This window comes from Chlorobium sp., assembly GCF_049593655.1.
GTDB lineage: Bacteria > Bacteroidota > Chlorobiia > Chlorobiales > Chlorobiaceae > Chlorobium.
Genome location: NZ_JBAWHG010000040.1, coordinates 33,718 through 54,820, shown reverse-complemented (window position 1 = coordinate 54,820; position 21,103 = coordinate 33,718). Strand labels below are relative to the sequence as shown.

At 56.8% G+C, this 21,103-nt stretch carries 19 protein-coding genes and 1 riboswitch; of the genes, 12 read left to right on the top strand and 7 right to left on the bottom strand.

Annotated features, from left to right (window positions below):
• The first annotated feature begins 229 nt into the window (after positions 1-229).
• From WBP50_RS06645 to WBP50_RS06635, 3 genes are read left to right on the top strand one after another with little or no spacing between them, the layout of a single operon-like run.
• Entirely contained in the window at positions 230-694 is a 465-nt protein-coding gene (locus tag WBP50_RS06645) for a DUF4293 domain-containing protein (protein ID WP_423932613.1), read from the top strand.
• Between the two features lie 2 nt (positions 695-696).
• Positions 697-1,710, top strand: coding sequence for a 4-hydroxythreonine-4-phosphate dehydrogenase PdxA (gene pdxA, locus WBP50_RS06640; protein ID WP_423932611.1), 1,014 nt, complete (start codon positions 697-699; stop codon positions 1,708-1,710).
• On the top strand, positions 1,707-2,414 hold the full coding sequence (locus WBP50_RS06635) for a cell division ATP-binding protein FtsE (protein ID WP_423932609.1): 708 nt from the start codon (positions 1,707-1,709) through the stop codon (positions 2,412-2,414). The genes pdxA and WBP50_RS06635 overlap by 4 nt, the downstream gene beginning before the upstream one ends.
• Before the next feature lie 100 nt (positions 2,415-2,514).
• Here the strand turns inward: WBP50_RS06635 and WBP50_RS06630 are convergent, their stop codons facing one another.
• The 5 genes from WBP50_RS06630 to WBP50_RS06610 form a co-directional block, all read right to left on the bottom strand.
• Positions 2,515-5,973 (bottom strand): vitamin B12-dependent ribonucleotide reductase, encoded by a 3,459-nt coding sequence (locus WBP50_RS06630; RefSeq protein ID WP_423932607.1) that lies wholly within the window; start codon positions 5,971-5,973, stop codon positions 2,515-2,517.
• A gap of 218 nt (positions 5,974-6,191) precedes the next feature.
• Positions 6,192-6,461, bottom strand: a riboswitch (cobalamin riboswitch).
• Positions 6,462-6,613: 152 nt separating this feature from the next.
• Positions 6,614-7,675 (bottom strand): pentapeptide repeat-containing protein, encoded by a 1,062-nt coding sequence (locus WBP50_RS06625; protein WP_423932606.1) that lies wholly within the window; start codon positions 7,673-7,675, stop codon positions 6,614-6,616.
• A gap of 14 nt (positions 7,676-7,689) precedes the next feature.
• A complete protein-coding gene (locus WBP50_RS06620; RefSeq protein ID WP_423932604.1) occupies positions 7,690-8,415 on the bottom strand; it encodes a hypothetical protein in 726 nt (241 codons plus the stop codon).
• 70 nt (positions 8,416-8,485) lie between these two features.
• Positions 8,486-9,442 (bottom strand): quinolinate synthase NadA, encoded by a 957-nt coding sequence (gene nadA, locus WBP50_RS06615; RefSeq protein WP_423932603.1) that lies wholly within the window; start codon positions 9,440-9,442, stop codon positions 8,486-8,488.
• A gap of 85 nt (positions 9,443-9,527) precedes the next feature.
• The gene (locus WBP50_RS06610; RefSeq protein ID WP_423932602.1) at positions 9,528-9,917 is read right to left on the bottom strand and encodes a co-chaperone GroES; all 390 of its coding nucleotides are present in this window, start codon (positions 9,915-9,917) and stop codon (positions 9,528-9,530) included.
• 145 nt (positions 9,918-10,062) lie between these two features.
• Between WBP50_RS06610 and mreC the strand changes: the two genes are divergently transcribed.
• The 9 genes from mreC (at position 10,063) to nadB (ending at position 19,581) form a co-directional block, all read left to right on the top strand.
• Entirely contained in the window at positions 10,063-10,923 is an 861-nt protein-coding gene (gene mreC / locus WBP50_RS06605) for a rod shape-determining protein MreC (protein WP_423932600.1), read from the top strand.
• 3 nt (positions 10,924-10,926) lie between these two features.
• Positions 10,927-11,418 carry a rod shape-determining protein MreD gene (gene mreD / locus WBP50_RS06600; protein WP_423932598.1) on the top strand — a complete coding sequence of 164 codons (492 nt, stop codon included), beginning with the start codon at positions 10,927-10,929 and terminating at the stop codon, positions 11,416-11,418.
• A 3-nt stretch (positions 11,419-11,421) separates the two neighbouring features.
• Entirely contained in the window at positions 11,422-13,365 is a 1,944-nt protein-coding gene (gene mrdA, locus WBP50_RS06595; protein ID WP_423932596.1) for a penicillin-binding protein 2, read from the top strand.
• Positions 13,362-14,840: an FAD-binding oxidoreductase gene (locus WBP50_RS06590; protein ID WP_423932594.1), complete on the top strand. Its 1,479-nt coding sequence runs from the start codon at positions 13,362-13,364 to the stop codon at positions 14,838-14,840. The genes mrdA and WBP50_RS06590 overlap by 4 nt, the downstream gene beginning before the upstream one ends.
• Positions 14,841-14,858: 18 nt before the next feature.
• On the top strand, positions 14,859-15,332 hold the full coding sequence (gene smpB, locus WBP50_RS06585; protein WP_423932593.1) for an SsrA-binding protein SmpB: 474 nt from the start codon (positions 14,859-14,861) through the stop codon (positions 15,330-15,332).
• 17 nt (positions 15,333-15,349) lie between these two features.
• On the top strand, positions 15,350-16,558 hold the full coding sequence (gene tyrS / locus WBP50_RS06580; protein WP_423932592.1) for a tyrosine--tRNA ligase: 1,209 nt from the start codon (positions 15,350-15,352) through the stop codon (positions 16,556-16,558).
• Between the two features lie 82 nt (positions 16,559-16,640).
• Complete coding sequence (locus WBP50_RS06575; RefSeq protein WP_423932591.1) at positions 16,641-17,186, top strand: pyruvoyl-dependent arginine decarboxylase; 546 nt, start codon at positions 16,641-16,643, stop codon at positions 17,184-17,186.
• A gap of 159 nt (positions 17,187-17,345) precedes the next feature.
• Positions 17,346-17,960, top strand: coding sequence for a DedA family protein (locus WBP50_RS06570; protein WP_423932589.1), 615 nt, complete (start codon positions 17,346-17,348; stop codon positions 17,958-17,960).
• Between the two features lie 25 nt (positions 17,961-17,985).
• The gene (gene nadB / locus WBP50_RS06565; protein WP_423932588.1) at positions 17,986-19,581 is read left to right on the top strand and encodes an L-aspartate oxidase; all 1,596 of its coding nucleotides are present in this window, start codon (positions 17,986-17,988) and stop codon (positions 19,579-19,581) included.
• A gap of 109 nt (positions 19,582-19,690) precedes the next feature.
• Here nadB and WBP50_RS06560 read toward each other — a convergent pair whose 3' ends face one another.
• Positions 19,691-20,539 carry an NAD+ synthase gene (locus WBP50_RS06560; protein WP_423932616.1) on the bottom strand — a complete coding sequence of 283 codons (849 nt, stop codon included), beginning with the start codon at positions 20,537-20,539 and terminating at the stop codon, positions 19,691-19,693.
• On the bottom strand, positions 20,539-21,102 hold the full coding sequence (locus tag WBP50_RS06555; protein ID WP_423932586.1) for a hypothetical protein: 564 nt from the start codon (positions 21,100-21,102) through the stop codon (positions 20,539-20,541). The genes WBP50_RS06560 and WBP50_RS06555 overlap by 1 nt, the downstream gene beginning before the upstream one ends.
• Between the last annotated feature and the right edge of the window lies 1 nt (position 21,103).

Here is a 21,103-nt window from a genome sequence, read left to right as displayed (position 1 = left end):
GTCGCGCCCCATGCGGGCGCGTGGATTGAAACCAGGTACAGAAGATGTACGAAAAGGACGCTCGGTCGCACCCCTGCAAGGGGGTGCGTGGATTAATCATGATTTCGCAATGCTAAATCAGCATGCGGGAAAGTCTTTGAGGCAATAAGGGGTTTAGCGCTGGGACTCTTTTCCGGTGATTATGTTATATTGACGTACTCGTTATCATGCACCTTAAACCGCCAGACCCATGTTAGCCAGAATCCAGTCGCTTTACCTCCTCGTCGCCGCACTGCTTGCCGCATTGAGCATGTTCGTTCCGTTCTGGAGCTTCAGCTCGAACGAACTGGTGCTTTTCTACGATTTCGGAGCCAGGCCGGAGGCGGGCCTGCTGCAGGTGACGGCAAGCTATGCCGCAGGCATCTTCTCTCCGCTCACCGCCCTCGTGTCGCTCGCCGCGATCTTTCTCTACAAAAACAGGTCCCTGCAGAGCAATCTCATCGTGCTGGCGCTGCTGCTTTTCGTGGCAGACCTGCTCTCCGGACTCGCGGCGGCGCACTTTCTGAACCAGTATTTCCAGGTTGCAGGCCTTGAGGCCGCACACAAGCCGGAGATCGGCATGTTCATGATGCTGCCCGAACCGCTGCTCTTCTGGATGGCCCTGAAGGGGGTCAAAAAGGACGAGAAAATCGCCAATGCCTACAAACGCCTCTGAACATGCGAATTGTCTTTTCCATCGGCGATCTGAACGGCATCGGGCCAGAGGTCATTCTGAAAAGCTTTCAGAAGCTTCGCGAAACCGGTCACTCCTTTCTGGTGGCCGGCTCGTACAAGGCGATGGAATATTACCGGAAAAGGCTCGATCTTCCGGTAGAACTCGAACTGGTGAACGATGCAGCCGCACTCAGCGGGCTTTGCACCCCGCATTGCGGCGTGCTTCCCGTACTGAGCGTGGCCGAACCGGAGACGATAAGCCCCGGAACCGTTTCTGCAGACTCCGGCCGGATCGCCATGCTCTCGGTAGCCGCCGCCGCCGAACTCTGCCGCAGCGGTATTTGCGACGCACTCGTAACCGCTCCGATCAACAAGGAAGCGGTTGCCCTTGCAGGTTATACAGAGAGCGGCCACACGGGTTTTCTCGGGAAAATTTTCGGCGTAAGCTCCCCCACCATGATGTTTTTCGACCCGGTGACGGAACTGCGGGTTGCCCTTGCCACGATTCATGTCCCGCTTGCAGAGGTGCCGGGCCGCATCCGGGAGATGGACCTTACGGGCTTTCTTGAAAACCTTGCGCGCTCCCTGAAAACCGATTTCGCCATCGCGCTGCCTCGTATGGCCGTGCTCGGGCTCAACCCGCACGCTTCGGACGGCGGAATAATGGGCAGCGAAGAGAAAGAGGTCATCGCTCCCGCAATCGCGAGCCTCGCCGGACGCCTTCAGGTGGAGGGTCCCTTTCCTGCCGACGGATTCTTCGGAGCGCAACGTTACAGGAAATTCGACATGGTGGTGGCCATGTACCACGATCAGGGGCTGCTGCCCTTCAAGGTGCTGGCTTTCGATACCGGCGTCAACGTCACCCTCGGCCTCCCGATAGTACGCACCTCTCCCGACCACGGCACCAGTTTCGATATTGCCGGATCGGGCAAAGCCTCCGAACGGAGCTGCTGTGAAGCGGCTCTGCTCGCCCTCAGAATAGTCAGGAACCGAAAACAAACGGAACGATCATCATGATTTCATTCATCCAGGTTGACCTCGAACTGAACAAAAAAGCCATATTCCGCGACCTGAACCTGACCGTTCAGCCCGGAGAACTTGTCTATATCGTCGGAAAAAGCGGCAGCGGGAAAACCACGCTGCTCAAGTCGCTCTACATGGATATCCGACCCAAAAAAGGGGAGATCCAGATTGCCGGCTACAGTTCGCGCACCATAAGAAAACGGCAGATTCCGCACCTGCGCCGCAAGCTCGGCATCGTCTTCCAGGAGTTCCGCCTGCTCGAGGACCGCAGTGTTTACGACAATCTGGCCTTTGTGCTGAAAGTCACCGGCACGAAAGAGAAGCTGGTTCAGGAGAAGGTGATGCACGCCCTCGAAAGCGTAGGGCTCCAGCATGCCGCGCGGCAGATGCCGCTCTGCCTTTCGGGGGGAGAACAGCAGCGGGTGGCCATTGCACGGGCGATTGTGCGGGAACCGCTGGTGGTGCTCGCCGATGAACCCACCGGCAACCTCGACCCCGATACCTCGATCGAGATTCTTGAATACCTGAAGCGGATCAACCAGAAAGGCATTACCGTACTGATAGGAACGCACGACTATGAACTGGTGCGCCACTCCCCTTCAAGAACCCTGCAGATCAGCGGCATGAATCTGCAGGAATCATGCCTGGTGGCGTCGGAAACCGGGTACCGGCCCGCACCGGCGGCGGTCGCCCAGTAACACAACGCGAAAGAGGGTGTCCCCGGTCATATCGGGGACACCCTCTTTCACCTTTTTCCTTCAGCTTCTCCCAAACCCGTCCGGAAACCTCTTCCCCGGCTTACGAACAGCCGGTCGTGGTACCGCAATCCTCGCACACCTTGCAGGTTCCGTTCTGTTTCACCCGCATCGATCCGCAGTTTTCGCACTGCTCTCCGGTAAAGCCCTGAACCTTTGCCTGCAGCATCTGGGTGCTCATGCTCGAGGCGTACTCCGACATCAGGTGATGCTGCTCCGCAACCGTTTCCGCAACCGGCTCCCGGTGGGCCGAGCCGTTGCTTTTCGCCTTGTCATCCCCTTCGCCTCCCGACGGCGGCACCTCGTCGACAGCCTTGACATGCACGAAATCCTTGCGACCGAGATAGTCGTAGCCGATCGAGCGGAACACGTAATCGAGAATCGAGGTGGAGTTCTTGATGGCATTGTGACCCTGCACCGCACCGGCGGGTTCGAACCGGGTGAAGGTGAAGCTGTCCACAAGCTCTTCGAGCGGCATGCCGTACTGCAGGGCCTTGGAGGCGAGCACGGCGAAACAGTTAAGGAGACCCTTGAACGAAGCGCCCTCCTTGTACATGTCGATAAACACCTCCCCGAGCGAGCCGTCTTCGTACTCGCCGGTACGGAGAAACACCTTGTGGCCGCCGACGTAGGCTTCACGGATATACCCCTTGCGCCGCTTGGGCAGCATCCGGCGCTCCGAGCGGTGATAGACCCGCTCGACAATCCGCTCCTGAACTTCCCTCGGGCCTTTTGTTTCGTCGAGCGTCTCTTCGTTGCCGAGCATGATGATCTCGTCGAGGTCCTTGTAGCTTGAAATGTTGAGCGGCTGCGAGAGCTTCGAACCGTCACGGTAGATGGTGATGGCCTTGACCATATGCTGCCAGGCGGCACGGTATACGTCGCCGATTTCGGCAGTTGTGGCCGAGCCCGGCATGTTGACAGTTTTCGAGATGGCTCCGGAAATGAAGGGCTGTACGGCGGACATCATATGGACATGGGCCATGTGGGTGATATAGCGCTCCCCTTTTCTGCCGCACCGGCTGGCGCAGTCGAAAACCGGCAGGTGTTCGAGCTTCAGATGGGGCGCCCCTTCGATGGTCATGGTGCCGCAGATGTAGTCGTTGGCGACTTCGCTGTCCCGTTCGGTGGCCCCGAGCGCCTGAAGCATGTCGAAATCGGGACTGTTGAGCTGTTCGTCGCTGAATCCCAGCGACTGGCAGAACTCCTCGCCGAGTATCCACTTGTTGAAGGCGAAACGGATGTCGAAAACGGTTTCGAGCTGCAACTCGACCTGCTCGATCTTCTCGTCGGTAAATCCCCTGCTCTTCAGCCACTGGCGGTTGATGGCGGGGCATCCGGCAAGCGTGCCGTGACCCTTGCAGTACTTTTCGATATCGTCGATCTGCGAGTCGGTGTAGCCGAGCCGTTCGAGAGCCTTTTGCACCGACTGGTTGACGATCTTGAAGTAACCGCCGCCGGCCAGTTTCTTGAACTTGACGATGGCGAACTCGGGCTCGACGCCGGTGGTGTCGCAGTCCATCACCAGACCTATCGTGCCGGTAGGGGCGATGACGCTGACCTGCGCGTTGCGGAAGCCGTGCTTTTTGCCTTTCTGCAGGGCTTCATCCCATATTTTTCCGGCAGCCTCGAAAAGGTCGGCCGGACAGTATTCGCTGTCGATGCCGCGGGGCTTGACGCTGAGTCCCTCGTACTCCTCCTCCGAATTGTTGCGGGCGGCACGGCGGTGGTTGCGGATGACGCGCAGCATCTCTTTGGAATTGGCCGCGTAGCCGGCAAACGCGCCGAGATCCTTTGCCATTTCAGCCGAGGTCACATAAGCCTGACCGGTCATGAGCGCGGAAATCGCGCCGGCCAGGGCGAGGGCCTTGGGCGAATCGTAAGGAATGCCGAGCACCATCAGCACGGTACCGAGATTGGCGAAGCCGAGACCGAGCGTGCGGTACTCGTAGCTGAGACGGGCGATATCCTTCGACGGGAAATGCGCCATCAGCACCGATATCTCCAGCACCACAGTCCAGAGTGCCGAAGCGTGCAGCAGCTCCCTGACCCTGATCTTTCCGGTCGATTCATCGACGAAGTGAATCAGGTTGAGACTGGCCAGATTACATGCGGTATCGTCGAGAAACATGTACTCGGAGCACGGATTGCTTGCATTGATCCTGCCGCTCTCCGGACAGGTATGCCACTCGTTGATGGTGGTATCGAACTGGAGGCCGGGATCGGCGCATTTCCATGAGCTCATGAGAATTTTTTCCCAGAGGTCGCGGGCTTTCACGGCTCTTGCGGTTTTGCCGGTCGTACGCTCGCGGAGCACCCACATATCGTCGTTTTCGACGGCTTTCATGAAGGCGTTGGTGACCCTGACGGTGTTGTTCGAGTTCTGGCCGCCGACGGTCTGGTAGGCTTCGGATTCGTAATGCGTATCGTATTCGTCGAAGTCGAGGGTGGTGTAACCCTGATCGACCAGGGCAAGCACCCTGAGGATATAGTTCATCGGCACGGCCCGCGAAAGAGCGTTCCTGATGAGAAGCTGCAGCTTCATGTTTTCGGAACGGTCGGAGCCGTTGGCAATGGCTTCGTCGACAATCGCCTTGAGAAAACGGGAGCAGATCCTCGAACCGGCCACCAGTGAAGCTACCTTGTCCTCTTCACGCGCCTTCCACTCGATGAAGCGCTCCACGTCCGGGTGGTCGATATCGACAATCACCATTTTGGCCGCGCGACGGGTGGTTCCGCCGGACTTGATGGCTCCGGCCGCCGAATCGAATATCTTGAGAAAGCTCATCAGCCCCGAAGAGCTGCCGCCGCCGCTGAGTTTTTCGCCGGATGAACGCAGGTTCGAGTAGTTGGTGCCCGATCCACTGCCGAACTTGAACACTCTCGCTTCGCGCACGGCAAGATCGAAAATGCCCCCGTCGTTGACCAGATCGTCATTGACCGACTGGATGAAACAGGCATGGGCCTGGGGACGGGAATAGGCGTCTTCGGACTCCCTGGTCTGGCCGGTTGCCGGATCGACATAGAAGTGCCCCTGAGCGGGTCCGTCGATGCCGTAGGCGAAGTTCAGTCCGGTATTGAACCACTGGGGAGAGTTGGGTGCGCCCATCTGGCGGAGCAGCATATAGGCGACCTCGTCGTAGAAAGCCTGCGCGTCGTCGGGCGAATCGAAATAACGGTTCTTTTCGCCCCACTCCTTCCAGCATCCGGCAAGACGGTGCACGACCTCCTTGATGGAGCGCTCGCTGCCGGTTACAGGCTGGCCCGTTTCGTCGAGCACCGCGTTTCCGTCAGCATCACGCCGGGGTACCCCTGTCTTGCGGAAATATTTCTGGGCGAGAATATCGGCCGCCACCTGCGACCAGTGTTTCGGCACCTCGATATCGTTCAGTTCAAACACCTTCGAGCCGTCCGGATTACGCAGCACGGATGAACGGAGGGTGTACTCGAAACGGTCGTAGACGTTCTCTCCGGGAGAGGTAAACAGGCGGGCGATTTTCATATGAAGTCTCCAGAATCGATAAATGATTGTTGATAGGTAAACCCTTTATATTCAATAAGTTACCTTACCCGGACAACAAGCTTGCAAGCCATTGCTACTGTCTTTAGGGGGGCAATAGTATGGATAATATAACCTCACCATACTGACGAAAAAAGATCATGAAATAAAAAAAGATCAGACGGCTGAAAAGGTCACCCGGCTCTATTCCCGAAGCCGATCGGCGACAAGCAATTACGGCAGGTTTCCTGACTTCGACGGTTGCATCGACTTCCGACGCTTTTTCCTGCGGCATCCTTCCCCTGCTTTTCCCGTGGTATCTGGAATCGGCAGAGTGCATGCCCGCGAACCGCAACGACCATCCGGACAGAGCTGTCCGTATCGACTCACGGCAAACCATCTTACAGTTGCGGGTACAGTATACGATTCAGACGTACTTCCCTATTATCCGGCAGCATTACGCATCCGGCACCGTACTATCGAATGAATTGCTGAAGTGTAACGATTTTTCACCGGCAGGCAAAACAGGATGGTGATTTTCGGGCCATGGCACGAATTCCCCTGCAGCATCGATCGAACTCCGGAGAGCGTTCAACACCAAGAGCCTGATAATGCCCGACCCCGACCGCTCCCTGTCAATCCCTCACCGCTCTTTTTCCTCCCGCAGGAGGGTGGCGAGTGCGGCGATCTCCGCAGCCTGCGCTTCAACGGCATGGGCGAGACGCTCCATGTCGGAGCGCCGCTCCCGTTCGGTTTCGGCGTCGAAAAGAATCGGCTTCTGAAAGCCGGCGGAAAGCCTGAAAATCCGCAGGCAAAGCCTGAAAAGCATCACATAGAAAACCGGCAGCAGCCATTCGCCGAGCACGACGGGAAGCTCCTGGTAGTGACTGACAACCCCTGCCCAGTCGCCGGAAAACAGCGCATCCCACTTGACGAAAAAGTAGAGATAGACCAGCGGATGGAAACTGAGAAAAAACCGCAGGATTTTCGACTGACGGCGGACCTCCGGATTCTGCTCATATTTTGAAAGCACCCAGGGGAAATGCCCGACGGTCATGACCGAACGGCGGTCGTTGAGATAGCGCGCACCCTGCAGGGCCGAGTCGATGAAGGTAGCCACAAGACTCAGGAGGCCGGTCGAGAGCAGGGCGGCAAGAAAGGCATAGCTGAGGTCATCGAACTTGAAGGAGCCTGACAGGTACGGAAGGGATATCGATTTCGGCCGGATGACGATGAACAGGAGGCCGATGCCGGCAAGGATCATGGAAAAGGTATGGAGTTTTCTGGCCTGCCGGAGACTCTCGATCACCGCCTCGGCATTGGACCCCTGCATGGAGTTTCCCGGAGGATCGAGACGCATGAGCGCCGCGGAATCGGTCGGGGCGGAATAAAAACCGTTGACGCCGATATCGCACCCCAGCAGGGTTTCGTACCGGGTATTGATGTCGATCGTGCTTTTGCTCAGCCGGGCTCCTCCAAGATCCGCACCATCGAGATCGGCCCCCCTGAGATCGGCTCCGCCGAGGTCCGAATCCCGCAGATTCGCTCCGGAAAGACTCGCGCCGCTCAGGTCGGCATCACGGAGGTCGAAGCCCTGGAGATCCGCGCCCTGGAGGTCCGGATACGCCATGCCATTCTGACGGCGCCACAGGTTCCATGAGGCGACTCCCCGCAGGAGAACCGAAAGCTGTTCCTGGCTTGCCATGTTTTAGGTATTGATCAGCAGGGGTTCTTTCCGACGTAGCGAAGAATGGCCCTGAAGAGCGACGCGCTGTGAATGACCTGCGTATAGGTCTCGGCCTGGGTCATGTTGCGGTTCTCTTTTCTGATCTTCCGGCCAAGCCTGCGGGCGGTTTCGGCAACCCGTGCGATTTCGCGGGCAAGATCCTCCTCGCTTTCGATACGGATATCGTACATGCTCCGCTGGATATAGCCGATATTGTTCAGGGCGTTGCATTCGATAATGCCGTCGTTGACGCCGTGGCGCTCCCTGTTGAAGTCGTCGTAGACGGTATTGTGCAGCGGCATGGAGAGATCGCCGGCATAGTGGGCGCAGAACACGAGCGGATAGTCGGCATACTTGCCGGTCGCACTCAGCTTTTTATAGTCCCTGACGGAACCGATAATCGCCCCGTAAAGGTGCCCCTCTTCGTCATCAGGCAGGTTGAAGCGCTCCACCTGCTCCATGACCATCCGCGCCGTCACTTTCCTGTCTGCGTTGTTGTTGTAGTAGTGGTTCTTCTCCTCGACGGGCCTGAACATATCCCTCGACTTCACCACATCGGGAGCCGCGGCGCTGTACCAGCGTTCGAACCCCGCAGCCTGGGCGACGGCCATATGCGTCCGGTCATGCCATGCGCAGGCATCGGCGGCGCTGAAAAACAGGACCAGAACGGTGGTCATGATCGACATCCCTCTGGATGTGCGTCCGAAAAAGCGTTCCATACGTGATGAGGGTTTGATGGTTCGAGAGTGAAACGGCGCCGACCCGGTCCGGCGCCCGGTAAAGTCATGTTCAGGCCGAAAGATCGAGCATACGCCGAATCGGCTTCAGGGCGGCGGTTCTGAGATCTTCGGGCAGCACCACCTCCGGCTTGCGCTCCTGCATGCACTGCACCAGCTTTTCGAGCGTGTTCTGCTTCATCTGCTTGCAGACGCTGCGCGGGTTCTGCATGTCCTTGGGCGCCGGAATGAACTGTTTCAGGGGCGAACGTTTCTGCATTTCGTAGAGAATGCCCGGCTCGGTTGCAACAATGAAAGCGGAGGACTGGCTCGATACCGTAAAGTCGAGCAGCGCCTGGGTGGAGCCGACGAAAGCGGCATGGCGCAGCACCTCCTCCCTGCACTCCGGATGCGCTATCAGGAGGGCATGGGGGTACTGCCGGCACGCTTCGAGAATGTACTCTTCGGAAAACGCTTCGTGTACATAGCAGTACCCCTGCCAGAGCACCATCTCCCGCTGCAGCTTTTTCATGAGGTAGCCGCCGAGATTGCGGTCCGGCCCGAAAATTATCTTCTGCCCGGCAGGAATGGAGCGGATGATCCGCTCGGCGTTCGAAGAGGTGCAGATAAGATCGGAAAGCGCCTTTATCTCCGCCGAAGAGTTGATATAGCTGACGGCAACCGCGCCGGGATGCTGCCGGCGGAACTGCATGAACTCCTCCGGAGAACAGCTGTCGGCCAGCGGGCATCCGGCATATTCGTCGGGAACGAGCACCAGCTTTTCGGGATTGAGAATCTTGGCTGTCTCGGCCATGAAGTAAACGCCCGCAAAAACGATCACGTCAGCGCCGGTTTTCTCCGCACTGCGCGCCAGGGCAAGGCTGTCGCCGACAACATCGGCTGCCTGCTGAATTTCGGGAAGCGTGTAGTAATGGGCAAGCAGAACCGCATTCAGCTCTTTTTTCAACTGCCCTACACGGAGAAGCAACTCCTCTTTTGATGGAAACGGCTCTACAGGTTCAGAAGTCATGATCGCGTTGCTAAGGGGTTCGGGGCTCCGCCCTGAGCGTACCCCGTTACTGGAAAACTTGATGCGGCCCGTAACTGCCCGCCGGTTATTTCAGATAATATTCAAGATCGTCGTCCTCCCTGATGAGAAGCAGAATCGCCGAGTTGGGCACGATGATGTAGCGCTCCTCCTCATACTCGATCTCATAGGAGCTGTTCTGGATGAAAATGGCCAGATCACCGACTTTCGCCTGCAGGGGAATGTACTGCGCGCCGGTAAGCTGCTCCTTCCAGGGCTCGTCGGATTCCGGCGGCGGTCCTACCGGATAGCCCGGCCCGGTCTTGATGACATAACCACTCTGGATCCGGGCTTTTTCCTGAATGCCCGGAGGCAGGTATATGCCTGATTTTGTGCGTTCGTCGAGAGATTTCGGCTTGATTAACACTCTGTCGCCGACAACAATAAATTTATCTGTTATATTTATGTTTTGCACCATATGTTGACAACTTGTCATATTGGCCAGGAACAATACTGTACCTGAAACAGGAAAATGTAATAAAAATAACCGCTCAGGCAAACCACACGGGCTTGCGGACTACAGGAGCGGACGGCATCAGGTATCTTAAACGGAATTTGTGATCGTGCAGAAGTTTTTCAGTTTTCTCCTCAAACATAACGCCTACCTGCTCCTGCTGCTTTACTGCGGTATCGCTCTCCTCCTGATCAGGTTCGAGCAGGACGACATGCTCTCGAAAATACGGAGCGGCGGCACCGAGCTCCAGGCGTCGATCAATGAGAAAATATCGAGCTACGGTTACCTGCTCAATCTCCGCGGGGAAAACGAACGGCTGCTGAAAATCAACGCGGAGATGCTCTCCAGAACCCTGCGCAGCGAGACGGCGCTCAGAAACGAAAAAGCCAGGCGCGCACTGCTGGCCGACTCCACATTCGACACCTCGGGCTACATCATCGCCAGGGTGATCGACCGGAAATTCAGTTCAAGGGAAAACATGCTCCTGATCGATGCCGGAAAAGACCGGGGCATCCGCCCGGACATGACGGTGCTTACCCCTCACGGGCTGGTCGGAAGGGTCGTGTTCGTATCCCGGCATTACGCCGGCGTGATGCCGGTCATACACAGCGACTTCAAGGTGAGCGTCATGTCCGACAGAAGCAGCGCTCTGGGTATACTCAGCTGGAACGGCGGTGCGGAGCATCTTGCCCAGATCGAGCACATTCCGATAAGCAGTCCGCTGAAAAAGGGCGAACTGATGCTGACGACGGACTTCAGCACCTTCGCGCCAAGCGGCATACCCGTCGGACGGATTGTCCGCATCAAACCGGACAAACTTTTTTACGACATCACTGTCCGCCTGGCGGTCGATTTCTCGACCCTGACCCACGTACTGGTAGCGCCGGCAAAGAAAGACCCGGAAAAGATAGAGATGCTCGAAAGCGTCCTGCCCCAGGATAAACCGGCAATCATCAACCCTGTGAACTGAGCTGTGACAAAAACCCTTACCCTCCCCATCATCATCCTGCTTGCAGTCACGCTGCTGCAGGTATTCGGTTTTTCGCGACTGACGCTGCTGGGCGTTTCGCCCGATGCCGTTACCGTCTTTCTGGCCTTCATGTCGGTTTTCACCGGACAGCGGAAAGGCATGACCTTCGGATTTGCCGCCGGGTTCCTCGCCGGAGCCCTTTCCGGAAACATGGGTATCGTGCTGCTCACCAGAACGATCGAAGGATTCACGGCAGGATACTGCCATGTACCGGAAAACAGCCATGCGACCATGACCCAGAAGTCCAGAATGCTCTATCTCGGCGTCGTGCTCGCTTCGTTTACGGGAAATCTGGTATTCAGCCTGGCAAAAAATCCTCTCGGGGAACCGCTCCTCTACCGCGTATTCGTCTCCGGAGCCCTGGCCTGCATGATGAATCTGCTCCTGACCATTGCCATCTACCGGCTGTTTCTGAGAAAAACCCTTTCCGAGTAACCAATGGATACCATTCAACGGGGAGCATCGCTGGTTACCTATATCGTTGTCGCGGTATTTTCCCTGCTGCTCGCCCGCCTCTTCTATCTCCAGGTTCTGAATTTTCAGGAGCTCGGCTCCATATCGAGCACCAACAGCATCCGCAGAATCTGGATACAGGCGCCTCGGGGTCGGATGATCGACAGGAACGGGCTGATCGTCGTGGACAATCAGCCGCTCTATTCGGTAAGGGTCATCCCTTCCGAGTTCCGGAAATCGAAAACCGGCTTTTTTGCACGGCTGATGAACATGCCGGTCGGAGAGCTTGCCGAAAAAATCCGGAAAGGAGAGCGCTTCAACCGCTTTTCGGCAGTGACCGTCACCAAAAACCTGAACCCGGTGATCATAGCCCGCCTGAGTGAAAATCTCTGGCAGCTTCCCGGAGTGGTCATCGAGGCCGACAACAAACGAAAATATACCGGTTTCCTTTACGGATCGCACCTGTTCGGCTACCAGCGGCTGATTCCGAAGGAAGAGCTCGAAAAGCTTTCCGAGGAGGGCTATACCCAGGAGGACAAGATCGGCTTCAGCGGTCTCGAAAAAATCTACGAGGAGCGGCTGAAGGGTCAGAAAGGCGCCCGTTTCGAAATGGTCGATCCGCTCGGAAGGTTTGTCGGCAAATATGACGACGGCAACAGTGACATCCCTGCCATACGGGGCGACGATCTCTACCTGAACATCGATGCCGGCCTGCAGCAGCTTGCCGAGGAACTGATACGGAAAACCGGAAAATCCGGCGCCGTGGTGGCCATCGATCCGTCGAACGGAGGCATCCTCGCACTTGTCAGCGCCCCTGATTACGACCTCGATATTTTCAACGGATCGACCGATCCCGACGGATGGCGAAATATCATCAACAATCCGCAGAAACCGCTCTTCAACCGTACGCTGCAGGCGGTCTACCCGCCGGGCTCCATCTACAAGATGGTGCTTGCCATGGCCGCCCTCGAAGAGGGAAAAGCGGATCCCGATGCGAAATTTCTCGACCGGGGAAGCTTTACCTACGGAAACAGAAGATTCCAGAATCATGCCGGCCACGCACTGGGGGCTATCGACATGAAAAAAGCCCTCATTCAGTCGAGCAACGTCTACTTCTTCAATCTGATGTTCAAAACAGGATTCGACAACTGGACGAAGTACGGCCGGATGTTCGGGTTCGGAGAAAAAACCGGCATCGACATGCCTGGCGAGCGTTCGGGAATCCTGCCTTCGGTCGAGTATTTCAACCGGCGATACGGCCGCGACAAATGGACCAAAGGCTATCTGATCAGCCTTGCCATCGGCCAGGGAGAACTCGGGACCACTCCGGTGCAGCTGGCGGCCTATACCGCCGCGATCGCCAACAACGGCACCTGGTATCAGCCGCATCTGGTCAAAGGGTACCGCGATACGGCTACGGGAAGGTATGTGGCGCTCCCGTACATAAAACGGAGCCTTCCCCTGTCGGCAAAAAATCTGGCCTACATCCGTGAAGCCATGCGCGGTGTCGTGCTTCAGGGAACGGGAACGATGGCCAATATTGCGGATATTCCCGTAGCAGGAAAAACCGGAACGGCGCAGAACCCCCACGGACTTGACCACGCGTGGTTCATAGCCTTCGCTCCGCTCGACAATCCGAAAATCGCCATCACCGTGCTTGTCGAAAATTCGGGATTCGGCGGCTCCATTTCTGCGCCTATTGCCCGTGAGCTGATCAGGTACTATGTCAGGGGCGACAAAAAACTGCAGCCCTCTTCCGTGCGCTCCGGAGCGAGGAAGTCCCCTTCCCCGGCAACCGGACCCGACAGTCTGCGGCCTGCAGTCGAAAGCGCGACCCCGGCCAATGCTGCCGATGAAACACCGGCAGCATCGCCTGTGGAGGAAAACCGCGAGACCGGTGACGGAGAAGAAAACGGAAGCGAACCATGATCTACAAAAGCGACCCGGCATCCATAGCGGAGTTTCTCTCCGATACAAGCAACCTGAAAACAGGAAAAACACCCGGAGTCTACTTCCCCGAAACCGGTGAAGAGGTCGCGGAACTGCTCCGTTCGGCCGGAAAAGAAGGGAAACGCTTCACCATTGCGGGAAACGGCACCGGAACTACCGGCGGACGCATTCCCGAAGGGGACTGGGTGATCTCCATGCAGAGGCTCGGGAAGATCGGCGAACCGGCGAGGTTATCGGAAAACGAAGCTGCCATTACCGTACAGGCCGGAGCCCTGCTCGAAGAGGTTCAGCGAAAGGTCGAGCAGGCCGGCTGGCTCTACCCTCCCGATCCTACCGAAGGGCTCTGCTTCATCGGCAGCACCATCGCCAACAACTCCTCCGGCGCACGAACATTCAGATACGGCCCGACGCGGGATCATATCCTGAGAATTCTTGTCGCGCTGCCGGGAGGCGATCTTTTCGATATTCCGAGAGGAAAACACCTTGCCGACGAAGAGGGCCTGTTCCATATCGAGCTGCCTCTTTCCGGAACGCTCTCGTTCCTGAGGCCACAGTACTCCATGCCGGAAACGAGCAAGCACAATGCCGGCTACTTTTCCAAAGCCGGCATGGACCTGATCGATCTCTTCATCGGAAGCGAAGGCACGCTCGGCATCATTGTCGAAGCGGACCTGAAACTCATCCCCCTTCCCCGCCGTCTCTTCTCCTGCCTGGTGTACTTCGCCGCCTTCGACGACCTGTTCAGCTTCACGGCAAAGGCAAAATCCCCTGAAAGCGGGGTGAATCCCAGGGTTCTCGAGTTTTTCGACGGCAACTCGCTCGACTTTCTCCGGAAAGACTATCCGGACATTCCCGAAAACGCGGCCGGTGCGATATTCTTTGAACAGGAGACCGCCCCCGAACGCGAGGAGAGCGACCTGGAGCGGTGGCTGGAGATCATGGAGTCGTCGGGAGCCCTCGTCGATACGACCTGGATTGCCCTTGACCGCGAGGAGCAGCGCCGCCTGACCGCGTTCCGCCATGCCCTGCCGCTTCTGGTAAACGAATGGCTGAACCGCCAGCAGGAAAGCAAAATCAGTACCGATATGGCGGTCCCCGACCCTTCATTCCGTGAACTGTTCGATTTTTACGACTCTTCGTGCCGGAAAAACCGCTTTACCTTTATTATCTTCGGCCATATCGGCAACTCGCACGTGCACCTGAACATCCTGCCCCGTAACCGGGAGGAGTTTCTGCGGGCCAAGTCGCTCTACCGGGAGTTTGTCGAAAAAGCCATCGCGCTCGGCGGAACGCTGTCGGCGGAGCACGGCATCGGAAAGCTGAAATCACCATATCTGGCTGCCATGTACGGCGAAAGCGGCATCATGGAGATGGTCCGGATAAAAAAGTGCTTCGACCCGGAACTGGTGCTCAATATCGGGAACCTGATACCGGAGTCATACCTTGCAACCTGAAAAACACTGAGAAAAGAGTTGGCGAAAAAAACAGACAAACCGCAGTACGTGCAGTCGATACAGAACCGGAAAGCCCGTTTCGAGTTTCATATTCTCGACACGATGGTTGCCGGCATCGAACTGCTGGGCAGCGAGGTGAAATCGGTGCGGCTCGGCAAGGCGAGCCTCAACGAGAGCTTCGCCATCATCCACCATGGCGAGGTCTGGCTCGAAAACATGCAGATCACCCCCTACGAGCACAACACGCTCGACAAGCTCGAACCGAAACGGAGCCGCCGCCTGCTCCTGCACCGCGAAGAGATCCGCAGACTGCAGGCTAAAATCAGCGAAAAGGGGCTGACGCTCATTCCCCTCAAGGCGTTTTTCACCGACCGGGGAATCCTGAAAATCGAAATCGCGCTGGCCAAAGGCAAAAAGCTCTACGACAAGCGGGAAACCATAAAGGCAAGAGACAGCGAGCGCCAGCTGCAGCAGGTAAGAAAATCCTATTAAGCAAAACAAGAGCATTCATGCGTTTTCCAACCATACAGGAACAGCTTGATATTATTGTCGGCAATATCGTTGAAATCATCAGTACCGAAGAGCTCGAAAAAAAGCTGCAGCACAGCCTGCAGACGGGCTCGCCGCTGAAAATCAAGCTCGGGGCCGATCCGTCGCGGCCCGATCTGCACCTCGGGCACTCCGTGGTGCTCCGCAAGCTCCGCGAGTTTCAGGATCTCGGTCATGAGGCGATCCTCATTATCGGCGACTTCACCGCCATGATCGGCGACCCATCCGGCAAAAGCAAAACCCGCCCGCAGCTTTCGGCTGAAGAGGCCAGGGAAAACGGCAAAAGCTACTTCGAACAGGCGTCGAAAATTCTCGATGCCGGAAAAACCACCATCTGCTACAATTCCGACTGGCTCGGAAAAATGAGTTTTTCCGATGTCATAAGGCTTTCAAGCCATTACACGGTGGCCCGCATGCTCGAACGCGACGACTTCGAACGCCGGTACCGGTCAAGAGAACCGATCTCCATTCACGAGTTTCTCTACCCTCTGGCACAGGGGATGGACTCGGTCCATCTGAAAAACGATGTCGAGCTCGGAGGCACCGACCAGAAATTCAACCTGCTGGTCGGCCGCGACCTGCAGCGGGAATACGGTATCGCACCGCAGGTCTGCATCACCATGGAACTGCTTGTGGGCACCGACGGAAAGGAAAAAATGTCGAAATCGCTCGGCAACGCCATCTGCTTCAACGATACGCCCAACGACATGTACGGCAGGATGCTCTCCATCCCGGACGGTCTGACTGAAACCTACTGCCGGCTGCTGGCGCCTCAGGCCCTTGCCGGAGTGCTCGAAAACGTTGCCGAAAACCCGAGGGAGGCCAAACGCACCCTGGCCAGGGCAATTGTCGCCCAGTACTACTCCCTGACGGCCGCAGGTGAAGCCGAAGAACATTTCGACCGGGTCTTCGTGCAGAAAAAAGCCCCGGACAACATCGAAATCTTCCTGTTCGACGGACAGGCCTGTCCGGTGATCGACCTCCTCGTGATGCTCGGTGCGGCGCCATCCAGAAGCGAGGCCCGGCGAATGATACAGCAGAATGCCGTAACGATTGACGAGCAGAAAATCACAGACGCGAACACCATGATTCCGCTGGTTGAAAAGCCGAAAACCCTCAGGGCGGGCAAAAGAAAGTTTTATAAAGTGGCCGCGAAAAAAACGTTTTGAATACCATTGCTTTTTCCTATAATTGAGCAACTCGTTACAGCGAGCGTAACTATTCACACACTAACTATCCGGAGGAACGGCCTTGTCATTCGTCCCGACAAAAGTATTCTTCACTAAAGGTGTCGGAAGACACAAAGAGTATCTCTCATCATTCGAGCTTGCGCTCAGGGATGCCAAAATCGAAAAATGCAATCTCGTCACCGTTTCAAGCATTTTCCCGCCCAAGTGCCAGCGCATCAGCGTGGAGGAAGGGCTGAAACTGCTCTCCCCCGGCCAGATAACCTTTGCCGTCATGGCGCGGAACTCGACCAATGAGTACAACCGCCTTATCGCCTCGTCGGTCGGCGTAGCCATACCTGCCGACGATACCCAGTACGGCTATCTCTCGGAACACCACCCGTTCGGCGAATCCGACGAACAGTCGGGCGAATACGCCGAAGATCTTGCCGCCACGATGCTGGCCACGACTCTCGGTATCGAATTCGATCCGAACAAGGACTGGGACGAACGTGAAGGCATCTACAAGATGAGCGGGAAAATCATCAACTCATACAATATCACGCAGTCGGCTGAAGGGGAAAACGGTCTCTGGACGACCGTCATCTCCTGTGCGGTGCTTCTGCCCTGAGAAAAGAGGGCGCATCCGGGAGCTTTCCGCCGGGCGATTCTCTCCTGAAATCGTGCGGTTCCGAAAAACCTGCGACGGGGAATATGGTTCGAAACCTGTTCCCCGTCTCCCGTTTCACAAGGAGACTCCCTTGTCAACTCCGTATCCACCAATTCGTCTATGCAGCTCCTCGCCTCCCTGCAGAACATCCGAACCCTCGACGAACTGGTTCTCTGGGGAGGTTATCTTCTGCTTTTTGCCATCATTTTCGCTGAAACAGGGCTGTTCGCGGGATTCTTTCTGCCCGGAGACTCCCTGCTGATTACCGCCGGACTGATCGCGGCAACCGGAGGGCTGGATATCACCCGGGTGATTGCGACCCTGGCCGCAGGGGCGGTTCTGGGAGATTCGGCCGGTTACCTGATAGGAAAACAGCTCCAGAAAACCCTGTTTACCCGGCAGGAAACGCTGTTTTTTCACCGGGAGCATCTGCTGAAAACCGAAGCCTTTTACCGCAAACACGGGGCAAAAACCGTTTTTCTTGCACGATTCGTGCCCGTCGTCCGGAGTTTTGCGGCAACGCTTGCCGGAGTGGCCGCCATGCCCTACCGGGTGTTTCTTTTTTACAGCGTATCCGGAGCCGTGCTCTGGGTGCTTTGTTTCACGCTTGCAGGGTATTATATAGCAAGTATGTTCCCTGAAGCCGTCGGCTACCTGCACATCGTCATCATGGTTGGCATCGTGCTGATCGTGCTCAGCGCACTCCGGCACCTCAGGCCAGGCAAACATTCATGAACAACTACCCAGGGGGAAGTACTGTATGACTGAAGCGATCCATACCGATGTTCTGGTTATAGGAAGCGGCATAGGGGGGCTCTATTTCGCTGTCCACATGGCCGACCATGCATCGGTCACCATCATCACCAAAAAGGAAAGTTCGACATCGAACACCAACTGGGCGCAGGGCGGCATTGCCGCCACCATCGACAGTGGCGACAAGGCGGAGCTGCACATCGAGGACACGCTCAACGCCGGTGCAGGGCTCTGCAACCGTGATATGGTCACCATCATGGTGGAAGAGGGACCCCGGCACATCAAGCGCCTTACGGAGCTCGGCGTCCAGTTCACGACATCCGACCACGACCATCTCCACCTCGGCAAGGAGGGCGGTCACTCCCGCAGCAGAATCGTGCATGCCCAGGACTCCACCGGACGTGAAGTCGAAAACGCCCTCCTGGAGCGCGTGAACAGCCATCCGAACATAACGCTGCTCGAACACCACTTCGCAATCGAACTGCTCACCGAACACCATCTGGGCATCAAGACCAACGATATCACCTGTTACGGCGCCTACGTGCTCGACTCGATGCAGCGCAAACCGAAAAAAATCCTCGCGAAAATAACCATGCTCGCTTCGGGAGGGCTCGGACACGTCTACAAGCACACCACCAATCCCGATATAGCGACCGGAGACGGCGTAGCCATGGCATACCGCGCAGGGGCTGAAACCGCCAATATGGAGTTCATCCAGTTCCACCCAACCTCGCTCTTCCATCCGAAGGCGAAATCGTTTCTGATATCGGAAGCGGTCAGGGGGTTCGGCGGTATTCTGAAGCTGAAAAACGGTCAGGAGTTCATGCACAAGTACGATAAACGCCAGAACCTCGCCCCGAGGGACATTGTGGCAAGAGCCATCGACTCCGAAATCAAGAAATCGGGCGACGAGTGCGTCTTTCTCGACGTCACCCACATCGATGCCGCAAAAACCAGGGAGCACTTTCCCTATATCTACGAAACCTGTCTGCGGTACGGTATCGACATGACCAGGGAGATGATTCCGGTTGTGCCCGCCGCGCATTATTCATGCGGCGGAATCCGTACCGACGACATCGGCCGGACAACCCTCAACCGCCTCTATGCGTGCGGGGAAACCAGCTGCACCGGCGTACACGGTGCGAACCGGCTTGCAAGCAACTCGCTGCTCGAAGCTCTGGTCTTCGCCTGGCGCTCCTTCACCGATATCCGCATGCAGCTCCCTCTCCTGCAGAACGACACGGCATTTCCCGACTGGGACGACAGCGGAACCGTCAACCCCGAAGAGTGGATTCTGGTATCGCACAACAAGCGCGAAGCACAGGAGGTGATGAACGACTATGTGGGTATCGTGCGCAGCGACCTGCGCCTGCAGAGGGCGCAGCGGAGAATCGATTTCCTGAAGGATGAAACCGAAGCCTATTACAAGAGAACGAAAATCACCACGCAGATTCTCGAACTGCGCAATATCATCAAGGTAGCAAGCCTGATCATCGAGAGCGCCATCAAGCGCCGCGAATCAAGGGGACTGCACTATACGACCGACTACCCGCAGCGCGACGACAAGCATTTTCTCATCGACACGGTGCTGCGGTCATTCTAAAAGAATGTAGGCAGTGGGCGGTGAGCGGAAAAAAAACAGAATTTTTCCTTCCCACCGCGCACTGCCCACTGCACACGTTTTTCCTGCTCACCGCCCACATTCTTCCTGCTCACGGCAAACGGTAAACGATATTTTCCTGCCAGTCCCTCGCGTAGCGGAAGTCGATGCCGGGGGTTCGGCCGGAGATTTTCGCGATGACCGGCATCGTTCTCTTGTACTGATTTCGCACCACCATGGTTCTGACCCGGTCATAAAAAGCCTCATCCACCCCTTCGGCAAGAATCGAGGACCGGTCCATGCGCTTTTCAAGCATCATGTACAGCAGGACATCGACCTCTTCGTAGGAAAACCCCAGATCGGCTTCGTCGCTCTGTCCCTCCCAGAGATCCGCCGACGGCACCTTGGCGATGATCGGCTCGGGTATGCCCAGATGTCGCGCCAGGCCCCGCAGCTGGGTTTTATAGAGGTCGCCGAGTGGATTGACCGCCGAGGCCATATCGCCGAACAGGGTGCCGTAGCCGAGCAGCAGTTCGGTTTTGTTGCTGGTGCCGACGACAAGGCTGCCATCTCTTGCCGAAACGTCGTACAGGTAGACCATTCTGGTACGCGACATGATATTGCCCCTTCTCATGCGGTGGTCCTGGGGAACGGAGCGGACAAACGCATCGACCGGTGCGGAGATATCGACAGTTTCCGAACGGATGCCGAGCCGCGAAACCATCAGGCCGGCATGTTCCACGCTTTCGGAACTGCTCGAACGGTAGGGCATCAGAAGCGCAAGCACCTGTTCAGGACCGAATGTACGTGCGGCAAGCTCGACCGCCACGGCCGAATCGATGCCTCCGGAAAGTCCGATCACCACGGAACGAAAACCGAATTTCTGGATTTCATTCAGGAGAAAAGCCTTGAGCAGATCCTCGACAATCCCGTAGTCGAGATGTAAATCCCTGGCGTGCATCATACCGGAAACCCGTTAAATAAGCGAAGCATACCTTTTTCAAGCAGAAACACCGCCACCGAAACCGCAGCAAGCAGGATCAGGGAATTGCGCAGGGCGCCTCCCCCCGGCGGCGATTTGCGATCGAGCAGAAGAAGAAAGCCGCAGCGCCATATCACCATCGCATAAACGATGGCCGCAGCGGCAAAAAACCAGTTCCAGCCGTCAATAAAAAAAAACGGCTCGGCGAGCCAGACCGGAGTGAGCGAAAACCCCGTCAGAGCCGTCACGCCCTCTTCGATATCGTTGCGGTTCTCCCGGTCGAGAAGGCGCATGGTTCCTCCTGCGAGAAGATAAACGGCGGCCATATCCGCCAGAAAACTCGCTATGGCCGTAATCATCGCCTGGCGGGGAACACCGATAACGGGAAATTTCACCAGCTGCACCATCGCGATAACCGGCACGGAGTACTCCCTGAGCACATTCGCGCCGCTCCCGGATCCGCTGGCCCGGAAATCCGCCCAGAATTTCCGGCAGGAAAACAGTACCACCCGAATTGTCAGAAAAAGTTTTCTTAGATCCATT

Bases quoted from the DNA above. Each gene is read 5' to 3' on its own strand.
- WBP50_RS06645 (WP_423932613.1), top strand. From the start codon at position 230: ATGTTAGCCAGAATCCAGTCGCTTTACCTCCTCGTCGCCGCACTGCTT.
- pdxA (WP_423932611.1), top strand. From the start codon at position 697: ATGCGAATTGTCTTTTCCATCGGCGATCTGAACGGCATCGGGCCAGAG.
- WBP50_RS06635 (WP_423932609.1), top strand. From the start codon at position 1,707: ATGATTTCATTCATCCAGGTTGACCTCGAACTGAACAAAAAAGCCATA.
- WBP50_RS06630 (WP_423932607.1), bottom strand. From the start codon at position 5,973: ATGAAAATCGCCCGCCTGTTTACCTCTCCCGGAGAGAACGTCTACGAC.
- WBP50_RS06625 (WP_423932606.1), bottom strand. From the start codon at position 7,675: ATGGCAAGCCAGGAACAGCTTTCGGTTCTCCTGCGGGGAGTCGCCTCA.
- WBP50_RS06620 (WP_423932604.1), bottom strand. From the start codon at position 8,415: ATGGAACGCTTTTTCGGACGCACATCCAGAGGGATGTCGATCATGACC.
- nadA (WP_423932603.1), bottom strand. From the start codon at position 9,442: ATGACTTCTGAACCTGTAGAGCCGTTTCCATCAAAAGAGGAGTTGCTT.
- WBP50_RS06610 (WP_423932602.1), bottom strand. From the start codon at position 9,917: ATGGTGCAAAACATAAATATAACAGATAAATTTATTGTTGTCGGCGAC.
- mrdA (WP_423932596.1), top strand. From the start codon at position 11,422: ATGGATACCATTCAACGGGGAGCATCGCTGGTTACCTATATCGTTGTC.
- WBP50_RS06590 (WP_423932594.1), top strand. From the start codon at position 13,362: ATGATCTACAAAAGCGACCCGGCATCCATAGCGGAGTTTCTCTCCGAT.
- tyrS (WP_423932592.1), top strand. From the start codon at position 15,350: ATGCGTTTTCCAACCATACAGGAACAGCTTGATATTATTGTCGGCAAT.
- WBP50_RS06570 (WP_423932589.1), top strand. From the start codon at position 17,346: ATGCAGCTCCTCGCCTCCCTGCAGAACATCCGAACCCTCGACGAACTG.
- nadB (WP_423932588.1), top strand. From the start codon at position 17,986: ATGACTGAAGCGATCCATACCGATGTTCTGGTTATAGGAAGCGGCATA.
- WBP50_RS06560 (WP_423932616.1), bottom strand. From the start codon at position 20,539: ATGCACGCCAGGGATTTACATCTCGACTACGGGATTGTCGAGGATCTG.
- WBP50_RS06555 (WP_423932586.1), bottom strand. From the start codon at position 21,102: ATGGATCTAAGAAAACTTTTTCTGACAATTCGGGTGGTACTGTTTTCC.